The sequence below is a fragment of the Aquitalea sp. FG25 genome (assembly GCF_057809375.1).
This window is the reverse complement of sequence record NZ_JBMDJV010000017.1, coordinates 60,577-73,710: the sequence shown is the minus strand read 5'-3', so window position 1 is coordinate 73,710 and position 13,134 is coordinate 60,577. Positions and strand designations below refer to the sequence as shown.

Below are 13,134 nucleotides of genomic sequence, written 5' to 3'. Positions count from 1 at the left end.
CGTTTCTATCAAGCAACTGCTCTAATTGTCAGCACAGCGTCATTCTACAACTTTATAGACAAAGTAAAACAGGGGTTTCCCCAAGTTCTCCTATCAAATTAGTAGAGGTTTTTATCAAATACAGCCATGAACTGAGCCATCGGCTGCTACAAGTAAATAAAAATACATTTAGCAGAGTAAAAAATTAAATTAATTACAACGACATTTTAGTAATCCGGGTAAGCCTGTGCAGGAGCACACTCCATCATAGTGACTATGGACAGGGATGACATGCAAAGCAACATCGACTTCAGTAGATAAGTTGCAGCAAATAGCCATCTGCAGTGCTAGGATCGCCCTTTGGCTTGACCACCACACAGGAGACAACATGCAACTCACTCACATGTTCGTGCACCCAATGAAGTCAGCACGGGGCATCGCTTACAGCCGTGCATATGCCAGCCTGCAGGGACTACTGCATGACAGAGAGTGGCTGTTGGTGACTCCCGCAGGGCAATTTCTCACCGCGCGCGACCATCCTCGCATGCTGTTGATCGAGATGGACCTTATCCCCGGCGGTATGTTGTTGAAGGCCGATGGCCAGTCTCCCATCCTGGCGATGACACAGGTTTACCAGCATCCAGTCGCCACAGCCGTCTGGAAAGATTCCTTCACGGCTCTGCATGGTGATCCCCAAGTAGATGCCTGGTTTAGCGCCTTCTTGGGCATTGAATGCAAGCTGCTATGGCTTGGCATGAAATCCACCCGCATGCTGGTCAATGCCTCTACACCGATGTCCTTTGCTGACGGCTATCCCTTTCTGCTGGTCAATCAGGCCTCACTGGATACCCTTAACCAAGAACTGCCACAAGCGGTCACGCTGCGTCATTTCAGGCCTAATCTGGTTGTTACAGGGGCTCTGCCCTATGAGGAAGACGACTGGAGTGTCATACGTATCGGGGAGATTGTGTTTGATGTAGCCAAACCCTGCACCCGCTGCCAGATGACGACAGTAGATCCGGATACCGGAAAATTCTCGGATACAAACGAACCGATGAAAACCCTCATCCGTACCAGACAGTTGCCGCAAGGCATTTGCTTCGGGGTCAATCTGGTGGCGAGAAATGAAGGGCTGCTGAACCTGGGTGCCAGCGTAGAAATACTCGAATCGCGTTACAGCTTTTGACTTAGCCGCAAGACAGATAATTACTGCATGCGCAGCAGAAATGAAAAAAGCCAGCTTACGCTGGCTTTTTTCTCAACTTCACCGAATATTATTCAGCGGAGTCATCTACAACGGCAACGGCATCTTCAGCACGGTCAACCAGCTCAACCAGAGCCAGCGGGGCATTATCGCCCTTACGGAAACCGTACTTCAGAATACGCACATAACCACCATTGCGGGCGGAGAAGCGCGGGCCGAGAACGTCGAAGAGTTTAACCACGATATCGCGGTCACGAGTGCGGTCAAACGCCAGACGACGGTTGGCGAGAGACGGCTTTTTGCCGAGCGTAATCAACGGCTCGGCCACACGACGCAGTTCCTTGGCTTTCGGCAGCGTGGTCACGATAACTTCGTGCTTCAGCAGCGAATTCGCCATGTTGCGCAGCATCGCCAGACGATGGCTGGTCGTGCGGTTCAGTTTACGATTACTGTAACGATGACGCATTGTTAATGTCCTTTAGTCTCAAACTTACGGCTTTTCCAGACCAGCCGGAGGCCAATTCTCAAGCTTCATGCCGAGAGTCAGGCCCTTGGAAGCGAGAACTTCTTTGATCTCGTTCAGCGACTTGCGACCGAGGTTCGGAGTCTTCAGAAGCTCGGTTTCAGTACGCTGGATCAGATCGCCGATGTAATAAATGTTCTCAGCCTTCAGGCAGTTGGCCGAACGAACCGTCAGTTCAAGATCGTCTACCGGACGCAGCAAGATCGGATCGATCGGCGGCGCCTTTTCAACGACTTCTTCAACCGCTGTGCCTTGGAGGTCAGCAAAGATCGACAGCTGATCCATCAGAATACGTGCCGCATTGCGCACGGCCTGTTCCGGTTCGATGACGCCATTGGTCTCAATATCGAGAACCAGACGGTCGAGGTCGGTACGTTGTTCAACACGGGCGCTTTCCACAGCAAAGCTCACACGGCGAACCGGCGAGAAGGAAGCATCCAGTTGAATGGTACCGATGGAACGGTTTTCTTCATGAATGGAACGAACAGACACAGGCTGATAGCCACGGCCTTTTTCGACCTTGATCTCCATGTCGATTTTGCCACCAACGGAGAGGTGAGCAATCACATGTTCCGGATTGATCACTTCAACATCATGCGGCAACTCGATATCGCCAGCCAAGACAGCGCCTTCGCCTTCCTTTTTCAGGGTCAGCACAACACTGTCACGACCATGCAGCTTAAGCACTACGCCCTTGAGGTTGAGAAGGATGTCTACGACATCCTCACGCACGCCATCAAGGGCGGAATACTCATGCAAAACGCCAGCGATAGTCACTTCGGTAGGAGCAAAGCCCGGCATCGACGACAGCAGAATGCGGCGCAACGAGTTTCCCAGAGTGTGGGCGTACCCACGCTCGAACGGCTCCATCGACACGCGTGCATGGGTCGCAGAGACCGGCTGCACGTCAATCAGACGAGGTTTCAAAAATTCCGAAGCGCTGTTTTGCATAGTCATTCCCTAAGAGCTAGCGATTACTTGGAGTAGAATTCCACAACGAGTTGTTCGTTGATATCGCTAGACAGTTCGGAACGTTCCGGAGCAGATTTGAAGACGCCTTCCATCTTCTTGGAGTCAACCGACACCCAAGTAGGGAAACCACCTTGCTCAGCCAGAGCCAGACCTTCTACGATACGGGCCTGTTTCTTGGCCTTTTCGCGGACAGACACAACGTCACCAGCTTTAACCTGGAAAGACGGAATGTTAACTACCTGGCCGTTCACAACGATAGCCTTGTGGCTTACCAGCTGACGTGCTTCTGCACGCGTGGAGCCAAAGCCCATGCGATATACAACGTTGTCCAGACGGGCCTCGAGCAGCTTCAGCAGGTTTTCACCAGTGGAGCCTTTACGACGCACAGCTTCCGCAAAGTAGTTGCGGAACTGACGCTCGAGTACGCCATAGATACGGCGGATTTTCTGCTTTTCACGCAGCTGGACACCGTAGTCAGACAGACGGCTCTTACGAGCGCCATGCTGGCCAGGTGGGGTGTCCAGTTTGCACTTGGAATCCAGTGCACGACGCGCGCTCTTCAGGAAAAGGTCGGTGCCTTCACGACGAGCGAGCTTACATTTCGGGCCGATATAACGTGCCATGTTCTCACACTCTCCGAATTAAATACGACGTTTTTTGGGCGGACGGCAACCGTTGTGCGGTACCGGCGTCACGTCGGAGATGCTGGTGATCTTGAAACCCAGCGCGTTGAGTGCGCGAACAGCGGATTCACGACCCGGACCCGGGCCCTTGATACGAACTTCGAGGTTCTTCACACCGTATTCTTGGGCAACTTTACCAGCGTGCTCTGCTGCTACCTGAGCAGCAAAGGGTGTACTTTTGCGCGAGCCCTTAAAACCAGCGCCGCCAGAGGTAGCCCAAGACAGTGCATTGCCTTGACGGTCGGTGATAGTGATGATGGTGTTGTTGAACGAAGCGTGCACGTGCACGATACCTTCGCTAACAGACTTGCGCACTTTTTTACGTACACGGACAGCTGTGTTTGCTTTAGCCATTTCTGTGTTCCTTTAGTTACTTCTTGCCGGCGATCGCCTTACGCGGTCCCTTGCGGGTACGAGCGTTAGTGCGAGTGCGCTGACCGCGACACGGCAGGCCACGACGATGACGCAGACCGCGATAGCAGCCCATGTCCATCAGACGCTTGATGCTCATAGTGATTTCGCGACGCAGGTCACCTTCAACGGTGAACTTCGCCACTGCTTCACGCAGAGTTTCCATCTCAGCTTCTGTCAGATCCTTCACCTTGGTGGAGGGATTCACGCTGGCAGCAACACAAATCTGCTGGGCGCGAGTCTGACCGATGCCGAAAATTGCCTGCAGGCCGATAACGGCATGCGCATGATTGGGGATATTTACCCCTGCAATACGGGCCATACTCTTTCCTTAAGCCTTAAGACCTTGAAAAGTTTGCGATTGTAACACGCAAAGTCAGGTCTAACAAATGTTAGCCTTGCTTTTGCTTGTGACGCGGGTCCGTGCAGATCACGCGAACTACGCGATTGCGACGGATGATTTTGCAGTTACGGCAAATCTTCTTTACCGAAGGCTGTACTCGCATGTCAGTTCCTTTCGTTACTCTAAAAGAGCGAGTGCGTTATTTCGCACGGAACACGATACGGGCAGCGGTCTGTCCAGGCGGTATATTATCCACCCTGACCTTGCAAGCATGCTGCTCACCAACATCTGAAAAACAGCTTGCTTACGCCCAAGTACGACGTGTCCATTCTCAAGTTTGATCCAGCAGTAGGGCAGCTGCTCTACTGCCAAATCTCACCCTGCATCTGGAAGGTTTCTTACCTAGCCATATAACCCAGCGAGAACACGCATGTCATCGACCGAGTGCATTACCCTTGAAGTTAGCCTTCTTGAGCAAACTCTCGTACTGATGCGACAGAACGTAGGACTGTACCTGAGCCATGAAATCCATGGTGACCACTACGATAATCAGCAGTGATGTGCCACCGAAGTAGAACGGTACATTCCACTTCAGGATGAGGAATTCCGGCAACAGACAAACCAGCGTAATGTAAATTGCACCGATCAGCGTCAGCCGCAGAATGATCTTCTCGATATAACGCGAAGTCTGCTCACCTGGACGGATACCTGGGATGAACGCACCACTCTTCTTCAGGTTATCAGCCGTCTCTTTCGGATTGAAAACGAGCGCGGTGTAGAAGTAACAGAAGAAAATGATGGCCGTTGCATACAGCAGCACATAGATCGGCTGTCCAGGATGCAGCTTGTCAGCCACGCCCTTAAGCCAACCCAGGCTTTCATTGTTACCCAACCAGCCAAGAATGGTAGCCGGGAACAGGATGATGCTGGATGCAAAAATCGGCGGGATCACCCCTGCCATGTTGAGCTTGAGCGGCATATGCGTGCTCTGACCCTGCATGACACGATTACCAACCTGTCGCTTGGCGTAGTTGACCAATACCTTGCGCTGACCGCGTTCTGCGAACACGACAACATAGGTCATCAGGGCAACACCAACAAACAGCACGATGGTAAACAGGATGGGCAGCGAGCCTTGACTGGTCAGCGTAAGCGTCTTGCCAATGGCAGCTGGAACACCCGATGCAATACCTGCACAGATGATCAGCGAAATACCGTTACCGATACCACGCTCGGTAATCTGCTCGCCCAGCCACATAAGGAACATGGTGCCAGTTACGAGAGAAACCACAGTTGTCAGGTAGAACTCCCACTGGGCAGTCACCACCAGGTTAGGCTGCTTAAACAGCATCACCGCAATACTGAAACTCTGGAAAGAGGCCAGCAAAACGGTTGCATAACGTGTGTACTGAGTTACCTTACGACGTCCAGCGTCGCCTTCCTTCTTCAGCTGCTTGAGACTCGGAAGAACCTCAGAGGCAAGCTGAAGAATAATGGAAGCAGAGATGTACGGCATGATGCCTAGGGCAAAAACCGTAAATCTCGAGAGGGCACCGCCCGAGAACATGTTGAACATGTCGAGCAGGCCCGTCTGCGACGTGTGGAACAACTTCGCTAGTTCGGCAGGATTGATACCTGGCACCGGAATATGCGCACCAATGCGGTAAACAATCAAAGCTCCGATCAAGAACATGATACGGCGCTTCAAATCACCAAATTTATTGGTATTTCCAACTAGAGAAGTATTCGACACGTAAGTGCGCCTTATTCAATACTGCCGCCGGCAGCTTCGATAGCAGCGCGAGCGCCAGCAGTCGCAGCAATGCCACGCAGCTTAACGGCACGTTCGATCTTGCCGGACAGGACAACTTTGGCTACCAGAGCCTGAGCATTGACCAGACCAGCTTGCTTCAGTGCCAACAGATCGATTTCGTCAACCGGCAGCAGGTTCAGTTCAGACAGGCGAACCTCTGCATTGAAGCGTGCCGTCAGCGACTTGAAGCCGCGCTTCGGCAAGCGACGTTGCAGCGGCATTTGACCGCCTTCAAAACCAACCTTGTGGAAACCACCTGCACGGCTCTTTTGACCCTTGTGGCCACGACCGGAAGTCTTGCCCAGGCCGCTACCAATGCCGCGACCTACACGACGCTTGGCATGCTTGGCGCCGGCACCGGGTTGAATGGTGTTCAGCAGCATCACTTAGCCCTCGAATTTCAACAGGTAGCTGATCTTGTTGATCATGCCACGGTTTTCAGGGGTATCGAGCACTTCCACAGTCTGGCGGATCTTTTTCAGACCCAACCCACGGGCGCAAGCCTTGTGGGATTCCAGACGACCGATCAGGCTCTTTACCAGAGTTACCTTAACAGTGTTGGCGTTACTCATGATCAACCCCCAGGATCTCATCAACGGTCAGACCGCGCTTGGCGGCAACCTGAGATGCGGTGTTAATCTTGTTCAGGCCATCCAGAGTTGCACGAACCACGTTATACGGGTTGGTGGAACCATGAATCTTGGCCGAAACATTGTGAACACCCATTGCATCGAAGATTGCGCGCATCGGGCCACCGGCCTTAACGCCAGTACCTTCCTTGGCCGGCTGAATGAACACGGTGGTAGCACCATGTTTGCCAGTTACGGTGTGATGCAGCGTACCATTACGCAGCGGGATCTTTACCAGATTGCGGCGGGCTTGTTCCATTGCCTTTTGTACGGCAACCGGAACTTCCTTGGAACGACCTTTGCCCATACCGATGCCGCCATCGCCATCACCAACGACGGTCAAGGCGGAGAAAGCCATAATACGGCCGCCCTTAACCACTTTGGTGACGCGGTTGACGCTGATCATCTTCTCGACCAGACCGTCGCCACGATCTTCCATTTCGTGCTTAGCCATTCTTCACTCCGAATTAGAATACGAGACCGTGTTCACGGGCTGCGTCTGCCACAGCCTTCATACGGCCATGGTATTTGAAACCGGAACGGTCAAATGCCACGGTCGAAATACCGGCTGCCTTGGCTTTTTCAGCGATGCGCTTACCGACTACGGCTGCAGCGGCCACATTGCCACCATTGGAAACATCAGCGCGTACTTCGGCTTCCAGAGTGGAAGCACTTGCCAGTACTTTGCTGCCAGTTTCATCAATGATCTGGGCATAAATGTGGCTGTTGGTGCGGTAAACAGTGAGACGCACCATCTTGAGCTCCGCAATCCGAGCACGGGTTTTACGTGCACGGCGGAGTCGAGCTTGTTTCTTGTCCATGTCAGTGCCTCAGTTACTTCTTCTTGGTTTCTTTCAGAACCACAACCTCATCAGCGTAGCGAACGCCCTTGCCCTTATAGGGTTCCGGGGAACGGTAAGCGCGGATTTCGGCAGCGATCTGGCCAACGAGTTGCTTGTCAGCACCCTTGATCAGGATCTCGGTCTGAGTCGGAGTCTCAGCCTTGATGCCAGCAGGCATCTGGTGAGCTACCGGATGGGAGAAACCCAGAGACAGGTTCAGAGTGTCACCTTGAGCTTGGGCACGATAACCCACGCCCACCAGCTGCAGCTTCTTCTCGAAGCCCTTGGAGACACCAAGTACCATATTATTCAGCAGAGCACGCAGAGTACCGGACATGGCACGTGCGAACTTGCTGTCGTTTTTAGCCGCGAAAGTCAGTTCGTTGTTGTCGAACTTGATTTCAACGTCATTGCACAGAGCGGCGCTCAGGGAGCCCAGGGCACCCTTTACGGTCACTTCTGCGGCACCGAATTTAACTTCGACGCCAGCCGGAATGGCTACGGGATTCTTAGCTACGCGAGACATTTGACCCCCTTACGCCACAACGCAGAGCAACTCACCGCCGATACCGGCAGCACGTGCTTTGCGATCGGTCATGATGCCCTTGGAGGTAGACAGAATCGCTACACCCAGACCATTCATAACCTTCGGGATTTCGGTGGAGCCCTTGTACACGCGCAGGCCAGGACGCGAAACGCGGTCAATGCGCTCGATCACCGGACGGCCAGCGTAGTACTTGAGCTGGATATCAAGAACAGGCTTCTTGGCTTCGCCGGCAACGGCGAAATCTTCGATGTAGCCTTCTTCTTTCAGCACCTGTGCCAGCGCAATTTTCAGCTTGGAAGACGGCATTGCAACAGCCACCTTGGAAGCCATTTGGCCGTTACGGATGCGGGTCAACATATCGGAAATAGGATCGTGCATGCTCATTTATGTATCTCCTATTACCAGCTGGCCTTAACAACACCCGGAATTTCGCCCTTCATGGCGATTTCGCGGAGTTTGTTACGACCCAGACCGAATTTACGGAACACGCCACGCGGACGACCGGTAATGGCGCAGCGACGACGCTGGCGTACCGGGGAAGCATTGCGCGGCAGCTGCTGCAGTTGCAGGCGAGCGGCAAAGCGTTCTTCTTCCGAGAGGCTTTGATTGTTGATGGTAGCGATGAGGGCTTCGCGCTTAGCGGCAAATTTTTCAGCCACCTTAACGCGCTTCTCTTCACGCTTGATCAGTGCAAGTTTTGCCATGTGCTTAACCCTTGAACGGGAACTTGAACGCGGCCAGCAGTGCGCGGGCCTCTTCGTCAGTCTTCGCCGTAGTGGTAACAGTAATGTTCATACCACGCAGAGCATCGATCTTGTCGTACTCGATTTCCGGGAAGATGATCTGTTCCTTGACGCCCATGTTGTAGTTGCCGCGGCCATCAAAAGACTTGGCGGAAACACCACGGAAGTCGCGGACACGCGGCAACGCGATGGTCACCAGACGGTCCAGGAATTCATACATACGTTCACGGCGCAGGGTAACCTTGCAACCAACCGGATAGTCATCACGAATCTTGAAGCCGGCGATGGATTTGCGAGCGGTGGTAACTACCGGCTTTTGGCCAGCAATCTTTTCCATATCGCCCACGGCGAATTCCATTACCTTTTTATCGGCAACAGCTTCACCAACACCCATGTTGACGGTGATCTTCTCGATGCGCGGAACTTCCATGATCGACTTGTAGCCGAACTGTTTCATCAGTTCCGGCACTACGCTGTCTTTGTAGAAATCGTAGAAACGTGCCATGTTTGCTTTTCCTTACGCGCCGATAACTTCGCCACTGGACTTGAACACGCGTACCTTGCGGCCGTCTTCAAGAGTCTTGAAGCCTACGCGGTCAGCCTTTTGGCTAGCCGGGTTGAAAATAGCAACGTTGGAAGCGTCAACAGGCATAACCTTTTCAACGATACCACCAGCAACGCCACGTACCGGATTCGGCTTCTGGTGTTTTTTGGCAACATTCACGCCTTCAACAACCAGCTTCTCATCCAGGACACGCAGTACGGTGCCGCGTTTACCCTTGTCTTTACCGGTGATTACTACGACTTCATCACCTTTACGAATTTTGCGCATGCGACCTCCTTACAGCACTTCAGGAGCAAGCGACACGATCTTCATGAAACGCTCGGTACGCAGTTCACGCGTCACGGGTCCGAAGATACGAGTGCCAATCGGCTCAAGCTTGTTGTTGAGCAGAACGGCAGCATTGCTATCAAACTTGATCAACGAGCCGTCCGGACGACGCACGCCTTTGGCGGTGCGTACTACTACTGCGTTGTACACGTCGCCTTTTTTGACGCGACCGCGCGGAGCAGCATCCTTGATGCTCACCTTGATGATGTCGCCAACGCTTGCATAGCGACGCTTGGAACCGCCCAACACCTTGATGCACATAACGTGACGCGCACCGGTATTGTCAGCGACCTCAAGCATGGTCTGCATTTGGATCATTTGATGATTACCTTTCTAATCCAACTTTATCCGTCACTTTCACCTGCCGGTTTCTCGCATAAGAGCAAGACCAAACAGACGAAACGCCACAGCATGACTGTGGCGTGTCAAACGGCCAGTTTTGGACCCCGTAAGGGCGGAATTCCTATCCGACACGGATAAGAAGATGGCCATTATACAAGGGACTTTCGTCCCTTGCAAGTCTTATACCTGGCGAGATTTCTCTACCAGGGCAGTCACCACCCACGATTTGGTCTTCGAGAGGGGACGGGACTCGCTGATTACTACGATGTCACCGGCCTTGAACTCGTTGTTCTCGTCGTGTGCGTGGAACTTCTTGGAACGACGGATAATCTTGCCGTAGATCGGGTGCTTAACTTTGCGCTCGACCAGAACGGTTACAGTCTTATCCATCTTGTCGCTGACAACAGTACCGGTCAGCGTACGTACCACTTTGGTTTCGCTCATCTTAAACTGCCTTTTCTTTCAGAACGGTGCGAACACGCGCGATGTCGCGACGCACTTTCTTCAGTTCAGAGGTCTTGGCGAGTTGCTGAGTAGCGTGCTGCATACGCAGGGCAAACTGGGCCTTCAGGAGGCTCAGCAGTTCCGCTTTCAGCTCGTCAACAGTTTTGGCTTTCAGTTCGGACGCTTTCATTACTGACCTACCTGTCTAGTTACAAACACAGTGGCGATCGGCAACTTGGCTGCGGCCAGACGGAAAGCTTCACGAGCGAGTTCCTCGTTAACACCGTCCATTTCGTACAGCATCTTGCCAGGCTGGATTTCGGCCACGTAGTATTCCGGAGAACCCTTACCCCCACCCATACGAACTTCAGCAGGCTTGGAAGTGATCGGCTTGTCCGGGAAAATACGGATCCAGATACGACCGCCACGCTTGATGTGACGAGTCATGGCACGACGGGCCGCTTCGATCTGACGCGCAGTCAGACGACCACGACCAACAGCCTTCAAACCGAAATCACCAAAGCTCACCTTGTTACCACGGGTAGCGATACCAGTGTTGCGGCCTTTATGCTGTTTACGGTACTTGAGTCTAGTTGGCTGCAGCATTGCGCGGGCCCTTTCTCATTTTCTTCTCGGTCGCAACCGGAGCCGGCGCTACTTGACCCGGCTTCAGCTCACCTTTGTAAACCCATACCTTGATGCCGATGATACCGTAGGTAGTCTTGGCTTCAGAGGTAGCGTAGTCAACATCGGCACGCAGGGTATGCAGCGGCACACGGCCTTCGCGATACCATTCGCTACGAGCGATATCGATACCGTTCAGACGACCAGAGGACATGATCTTGATGCCCTGAGCGCCCATGCGCATGGCGTTCTGCATGGAACGCTTCATGGCACGGCGGAACATCACACGCTTTTCCAGCTGAGAGGCGATGCCGTCAGCAATGATTTGCGCATCCAGTTCCGGCTTGCGAACTTCTTCGATATTGACGTGAACCGGCACACCCAGACGGGCTTGCAGTTCGCGCTTCAGCACTTCGATGTCCTCACCCTTTTTACCAATCACAACACCCGGACGGGCGCTATGAATGGTAATGCGTGCCGACTTAGCCGGACGCTCGATGGTGACACGACCAACAGCCGCATGACCCAGGCGCTTCTTCAGGTATTCGCGCACTTCCAGGTCTTGCATGAGCATTTCCGGGAAGTTCTTCGAATTGGCGAACCACTTGGAAGACCAGTTTTTGTTAACGGCAAGACGGAATCCCGTCGGATGAATCTTCTGACCCATTTCTTACCCCTTAATTGCCAACGGTCAACGAGATGTGGCAGGTCTGCTTTTCGATGCGATTGCCACGACCCTTAGCACGGGCAGTGAAACGCTTCAGACTAGCGCCTTTGTCAACAAAGATGCTGGTGACACGCAGGGTGTCGATGTCAGCGCCTTCGTTGTGCTCGGCGTTAGCGATGGCAGATTCCAGCACTTTCTTCACAATAACCGCGCCCTTCTTCGGGGAGAAGGCCAGGATATTCAGAGCCTGACCAACGGATTGACCGCGGATCAGATCGGCCACCAGGCGGCACTTTTGTGCCGACAGGCGGACGCTTTTCAGATTTGCAGATACTCTCATCGCTTCACCTTATCTCTTCTTCGCCTTCTTATCGGCCGCGTGGCCTTTGAAGGTACGAGTCAGCGAGAATTCGCCCAGTTTATGACCGACCATGTTTTCGGAAACATAAACAGGCACATGGGTGCGACCGTTGTGTACCGCGATGGTCAAACCAATGAAGTCCGGCAGGACGGTCGAACGACGCGACCAGGTTTTGATCGGACGCTTGTCACTGGTTGCACGCGCCGCGTCGACCTTCTTCAGAAGGTGCAGATCAACGAACGGGCCTTTTTTCTGCGAACGTGCCATTGTCAATTACCCTTTAGTAGAATAGCGGCGGCGTACGATCATATTGTCGGTACGCTTGTTGCGACGGGTACGGAAGCCCTTAGTCGGCGTGCCCCATGGGCTAACCGGCACACGGCCTTCACCAGTACGGCCTTCACCACCACCATGCGGGTGATCAATCGGGTTCATCGCAGTACCGCGAACGGTCGGACGAATACCACGCCAGCGGCTAGCACCAGCCTTACCCAGCTTACGCAGGGAATGCTCTTCGTTGCTAACTTCGCCAACAGTAGCGCGGCAGTCAACATGCACCAGACGAATTTCGCCAGAGCGCAGACGCAGCTGAGCGTAGACGCCTTCACGGGCCAGCAGCATGGCGGAACCGCCAGCGGAACGGACCATTTGGGCACCCTTGCCAGGTTGCAATTCCACGCAGTGGATAGTAGTACCCACCGGGATGTTGCGGATCGGCAGAGCGTTACCGGCCTTGATCGGAGCCTCAGCACCAGACAGCAGAACAGCACCGGCCTTCACACCGCGCGGAGCGATGATGTAGCGGCGTTCGCCATCGGCGTAGCACAACAGGGCGATATGGGCAGTGCGGTTCGGATCGTATTCGATGCGTTCCACTTTTGCCGGGATGCCATCCTTGTTGCGACGGAAGTCGATCAGACGGTAGTGCTTCTTGTGACCACCACCCATATGACGGGTAGTAATGTGGCCATTGTTGTTACGACCGGCAGTGGCAGATTTTTTCTCTACCAGAGCGGCGTGCGGAGCGCCTTTGTGCAGATCAGGGTGAACCACCTTGACAACAGCACGACGACCCGCGGAAGTCGGTTTTACTTTAACGATAGGCATGCTCTATC

At 53.5% G+C, this 13,134-nt stretch carries 25 protein-coding genes; 1 reads left to right on the top strand and 24 read right to left on the bottom strand.

All coding sequences use genetic code 11. The features are described 5' to 3' along the window. The first annotated feature begins 367 nt into the window (after nucleotides 1-367). Nucleotides 368-1,165: an MOSC domain-containing protein gene (locus tag ACODR9_RS15775; protein WP_488810359.1), complete on the top strand. Its 798-nt coding sequence runs from the start codon at nucleotides 368-370 to the stop codon at nucleotides 1,163-1,165. Nucleotides 1,166-1,253: 88 nt separating this feature from the next. Here ACODR9_RS15775 and rplQ read toward each other — a convergent pair whose 3' ends face one another. The 24 genes from rplQ to rplB all read right to left on the bottom strand — a co-directional run bounded on the left by rplQ (nucleotide 1,254) and on the right by rplB (nucleotide 13,126). After that, on the bottom strand, nucleotides 1,254-1,649 hold the full coding sequence (gene rplQ / locus ACODR9_RS15770; protein ID WP_045846886.1) for a 50S ribosomal protein L17: 396 nt from the start codon (nucleotides 1,647-1,649) through the stop codon (nucleotides 1,254-1,256). 24 nt (nucleotides 1,650-1,673) lie between these two features. Continuing rightward, nucleotides 1,674-2,657 (bottom strand): DNA-directed RNA polymerase subunit alpha, encoded by a 984-nt coding sequence (locus tag ACODR9_RS15765; protein WP_159879901.1) that lies wholly within the window; start codon nucleotides 2,655-2,657, stop codon nucleotides 1,674-1,676. A 23-nt stretch (nucleotides 2,658-2,680) separates the two neighbouring features. Continuing rightward, nucleotides 2,681-3,301 (bottom strand): 30S ribosomal protein S4, encoded by a 621-nt coding sequence (gene rpsD, locus ACODR9_RS15760; RefSeq protein ID WP_059284783.1) that lies wholly within the window; start codon nucleotides 3,299-3,301, stop codon nucleotides 2,681-2,683. A gap of 18 nt (nucleotides 3,302-3,319) precedes the next feature. Beyond that, nucleotides 3,320-3,715, bottom strand: a complete 396-nt coding sequence (gene rpsK, locus ACODR9_RS15755; protein WP_008955659.1) for a 30S ribosomal protein S11 — start codon at nucleotides 3,713-3,715, stop codon at nucleotides 3,320-3,322. 16 nt (nucleotides 3,716-3,731) lie between these two features. Then, nucleotides 3,732-4,094 carry a 30S ribosomal protein S13 gene (rpsM, locus tag ACODR9_RS15750; RefSeq protein WP_103522827.1) on the bottom strand — a complete coding sequence of 121 codons (363 nt, stop codon included), beginning with the start codon at nucleotides 4,092-4,094 and terminating at the stop codon, nucleotides 3,732-3,734. Nucleotides 4,095-4,164: 70 nt separating this feature from the next. Beyond that, nucleotides 4,165-4,278, bottom strand: coding sequence for a 50S ribosomal protein L36 (gene rpmJ, locus ACODR9_RS15745; protein ID WP_011137711.1), 114 nt, complete (start codon nucleotides 4,276-4,278; stop codon nucleotides 4,165-4,167). 270 nt (nucleotides 4,279-4,548) lie between these two features. Then, nucleotides 4,549-5,868, bottom strand: coding sequence for a preprotein translocase subunit SecY (secY, locus tag ACODR9_RS15740; protein WP_159879903.1), 1,320 nt, complete (start codon nucleotides 5,866-5,868; stop codon nucleotides 4,549-4,551). Between the two features lie 11 nt (nucleotides 5,869-5,879). Continuing rightward, the gene (rplO, locus tag ACODR9_RS15735; protein ID WP_488810358.1) at nucleotides 5,880-6,311 is read right to left on the bottom strand and encodes a 50S ribosomal protein L15; all 432 of its coding nucleotides are present in this window, start codon (nucleotides 6,309-6,311) and stop codon (nucleotides 5,880-5,882) included. A gap of 3 nt (nucleotides 6,312-6,314) precedes the next feature. Next, entirely contained in the window at nucleotides 6,315-6,500 is a 186-nt protein-coding gene (rpmD, locus tag ACODR9_RS15730; protein WP_059284787.1) for a 50S ribosomal protein L30, read from the bottom strand. After that, nucleotides 6,493-7,011: a 30S ribosomal protein S5 gene (gene rpsE, locus ACODR9_RS15725; RefSeq protein ID WP_488810357.1), complete on the bottom strand. Its 519-nt coding sequence runs from the start codon at nucleotides 7,009-7,011 to the stop codon at nucleotides 6,493-6,495. Before rpsE ends, rpmD begins: the two co-directional genes overlap by 8 nt. A 13-nt stretch (nucleotides 7,012-7,024) precedes the next feature. Then, on the bottom strand, nucleotides 7,025-7,378 hold the full coding sequence (gene rplR, locus ACODR9_RS15720) for a 50S ribosomal protein L18 (protein ID WP_045846878.1): 354 nt from the start codon (nucleotides 7,376-7,378) through the stop codon (nucleotides 7,025-7,027). A 13-nt stretch (nucleotides 7,379-7,391) separates the two neighbouring features. Then, on the bottom strand, nucleotides 7,392-7,925 hold the full coding sequence (rplF, locus tag ACODR9_RS15715) for a 50S ribosomal protein L6 (protein ID WP_488810356.1): 534 nt from the start codon (nucleotides 7,923-7,925) through the stop codon (nucleotides 7,392-7,394). Between the two features lie 9 nt (nucleotides 7,926-7,934). Further along, nucleotides 7,935-8,330: a 30S ribosomal protein S8 gene (gene rpsH, locus ACODR9_RS15710; RefSeq protein ID WP_059287130.1), complete on the bottom strand. Its 396-nt coding sequence runs from the start codon at nucleotides 8,328-8,330 to the stop codon at nucleotides 7,935-7,937. A 14-nt stretch (nucleotides 8,331-8,344) separates the two neighbouring features. Beyond that, nucleotides 8,345-8,650, bottom strand: coding sequence for a 30S ribosomal protein S14 (gene rpsN / locus ACODR9_RS15705; RefSeq protein WP_045846875.1), 306 nt, complete (start codon nucleotides 8,648-8,650; stop codon nucleotides 8,345-8,347). Between the two features lie 4 nt (nucleotides 8,651-8,654). Further along, nucleotides 8,655-9,194, bottom strand: a complete 540-nt coding sequence (rplE, locus tag ACODR9_RS15700) for a 50S ribosomal protein L5 (protein WP_045846874.1) — start codon at nucleotides 9,192-9,194, stop codon at nucleotides 8,655-8,657. 12 nt (nucleotides 9,195-9,206) lie between these two features. Beyond that, nucleotides 9,207-9,521, bottom strand: a complete 315-nt coding sequence (gene rplX / locus ACODR9_RS15695) for a 50S ribosomal protein L24 (protein ID WP_045846873.1) — start codon at nucleotides 9,519-9,521, stop codon at nucleotides 9,207-9,209. 9 nt (nucleotides 9,522-9,530) lie between these two features. After that, nucleotides 9,531-9,899 (bottom strand): 50S ribosomal protein L14, encoded by a 369-nt coding sequence (gene rplN / locus ACODR9_RS15690; RefSeq protein WP_043579386.1) that lies wholly within the window; start codon nucleotides 9,897-9,899, stop codon nucleotides 9,531-9,533. Nucleotides 9,900-10,103: 204 nt separating this feature from the next. Then, nucleotides 10,104-10,367 (bottom strand): 30S ribosomal protein S17, encoded by a 264-nt coding sequence (gene rpsQ, locus ACODR9_RS15685; RefSeq protein WP_045846872.1) that lies wholly within the window; start codon nucleotides 10,365-10,367, stop codon nucleotides 10,104-10,106. Between the two features lies 1 nt (nucleotide 10,368). After that, nucleotides 10,369-10,557, bottom strand: coding sequence for a 50S ribosomal protein L29 (gene rpmC, locus ACODR9_RS15680; RefSeq protein ID WP_011137725.1), 189 nt, complete (start codon nucleotides 10,555-10,557; stop codon nucleotides 10,369-10,371). Further along, nucleotides 10,557-10,973, bottom strand: a complete 417-nt coding sequence (gene rplP, locus ACODR9_RS15675) for a 50S ribosomal protein L16 (RefSeq protein ID WP_045846871.1) — start codon at nucleotides 10,971-10,973, stop codon at nucleotides 10,557-10,559. Before rplP ends, rpmC begins: the two co-directional genes overlap by 1 nt. After that, nucleotides 10,957-11,658 (bottom strand): 30S ribosomal protein S3, encoded by a 702-nt coding sequence (gene rpsC, locus ACODR9_RS15670; RefSeq protein WP_488810355.1) that lies wholly within the window; start codon nucleotides 11,656-11,658, stop codon nucleotides 10,957-10,959. Before rpsC ends, rplP begins: the two co-directional genes overlap by 17 nt. Before the next feature lie 10 nt (nucleotides 11,659-11,668). Then, entirely contained in the window at nucleotides 11,669-11,998 is a 330-nt protein-coding gene (gene rplV / locus ACODR9_RS15665; RefSeq protein ID WP_045846869.1) for a 50S ribosomal protein L22, read from the bottom strand. 9 nt (nucleotides 11,999-12,007) lie between these two features. Next, a complete protein-coding gene (gene rpsS, locus ACODR9_RS15660) occupies nucleotides 12,008-12,286 on the bottom strand; it encodes a 30S ribosomal protein S19 (protein WP_008955640.1) in 279 nt (92 codons plus the stop codon). A 6-nt stretch (nucleotides 12,287-12,292) separates the two neighbouring features. Next, on the bottom strand, nucleotides 12,293-13,126 hold the full coding sequence (gene rplB / locus ACODR9_RS15655; protein WP_045846868.1) for a 50S ribosomal protein L2: 834 nt from the start codon (nucleotides 13,124-13,126) through the stop codon (nucleotides 12,293-12,295). Nucleotides 13,127-13,134 lie beyond the last annotated feature (8 nt).

Excerpts from the sequence above, each read along its gene's own strand:
- ACODR9_RS15775 (WP_488810359.1), top strand. The coding sequence starts at position 368 with ATGCAACTCACTCACATGTTCGTGCACCCAATGAAGTCAGCACGGGGC.
- rplQ (WP_045846886.1), bottom strand. The coding sequence starts at position 1,649 with ATGCGTCATCGTTACAGTAATCGTAAACTGAACCGCACGACCAGCCAT.
- ACODR9_RS15765 (WP_159879901.1), bottom strand. The coding sequence starts at position 2,657 with ATGCAAAACAGCGCTTCGGAATTTTTGAAACCTCGTCTGATTGACGTG.
- rpsD (WP_059284783.1), bottom strand. The coding sequence starts at position 3,301 with ATGGCACGTTATATCGGCCCGAAATGTAAGCTCGCTCGTCGTGAAGGC.
- rpsK (WP_008955659.1), bottom strand. The coding sequence starts at position 3,715 with ATGGCTAAAGCAAACACAGCTGTCCGTGTACGTAAAAAAGTGCGCAAG.
- rpsM (WP_103522827.1), bottom strand. The coding sequence starts at position 4,094 with ATGGCCCGTATTGCAGGGGTAAATATCCCCAATCATGCGCATGCCGTT.
- rpmJ (WP_011137711.1), bottom strand. The coding sequence starts at position 4,278 with ATGCGAGTACAGCCTTCGGTAAAGAAGATTTGCCGTAACTGCAAAATC.
- rplO (WP_488810358.1), bottom strand. The coding sequence starts at position 6,311 with ATGCTGCTGAACACCATTCAACCCGGTGCCGGCGCCAAGCATGCCAAG.
- rpmD (WP_059284787.1), bottom strand. The coding sequence starts at position 6,500 with ATGAGTAACGCCAACACTGTTAAGGTAACTCTGGTAAAGAGCCTGATC.
- rpsE (WP_488810357.1), bottom strand. The coding sequence starts at position 7,011 with ATGGCTAAGCACGAAATGGAAGATCGTGGCGACGGTCTGGTCGAGAAG.
- rplR (WP_045846878.1), bottom strand. The coding sequence starts at position 7,378 with ATGGACAAGAAACAAGCTCGACTCCGCCGTGCACGTAAAACCCGTGCT.
- rplF (WP_488810356.1), bottom strand. The coding sequence starts at position 7,925 with ATGTCTCGCGTAGCTAAGAATCCCGTAGCCATTCCGGCTGGCGTCGAA.
- rpsH (WP_059287130.1), bottom strand. The coding sequence starts at position 8,330 with ATGAGCATGCACGATCCTATTTCCGATATGTTGACCCGCATCCGTAAC.
- rpsN (WP_045846875.1), bottom strand. The coding sequence starts at position 8,650 with ATGGCAAAACTTGCACTGATCAAGCGTGAAGAGAAGCGCGTTAAGGTG.
- rplE (WP_045846874.1), bottom strand. The coding sequence starts at position 9,194 with ATGGCACGTTTCTACGATTTCTACAAAGACAGCGTAGTGCCGGAACTG.
- rplX (WP_045846873.1), bottom strand. The coding sequence starts at position 9,521 with ATGCGCAAAATTCGTAAAGGTGATGAAGTCGTAGTAATCACCGGTAAA.
- rplN (WP_043579386.1), bottom strand. The coding sequence starts at position 9,899 with ATGATCCAAATGCAGACCATGCTTGAGGTCGCTGACAATACCGGTGCG.
- rpsQ (WP_045846872.1), bottom strand. The coding sequence starts at position 10,367 with ATGAGCGAAACCAAAGTGGTACGTACGCTGACCGGTACTGTTGTCAGC.
- rpmC (WP_011137725.1), bottom strand. The coding sequence starts at position 10,557 with ATGAAAGCGTCCGAACTGAAAGCCAAAACTGTTGACGAGCTGAAAGCG.
- rplP (WP_045846871.1), bottom strand. The coding sequence starts at position 10,973 with ATGCTGCAGCCAACTAGACTCAAGTACCGTAAACAGCATAAAGGCCGC.
- rpsC (WP_488810355.1), bottom strand. The coding sequence starts at position 11,658 with ATGGGTCAGAAGATTCATCCGACGGGATTCCGTCTTGCCGTTAACAAA.
- rplV (WP_045846869.1), bottom strand. The coding sequence starts at position 11,998 with ATGAGAGTATCTGCAAATCTGAAAAGCGTCCGCCTGTCGGCACAAAAG.
- rpsS (WP_008955640.1), bottom strand. The coding sequence starts at position 12,286 with ATGGCACGTTCGCAGAAAAAAGGCCCGTTCGTTGATCTGCACCTTCTG.
- rplB (WP_045846868.1), bottom strand. The coding sequence starts at position 13,126 with ATGCCTATCGTTAAAGTAAAACCGACTTCCGCGGGTCGTCGTGCTGTT.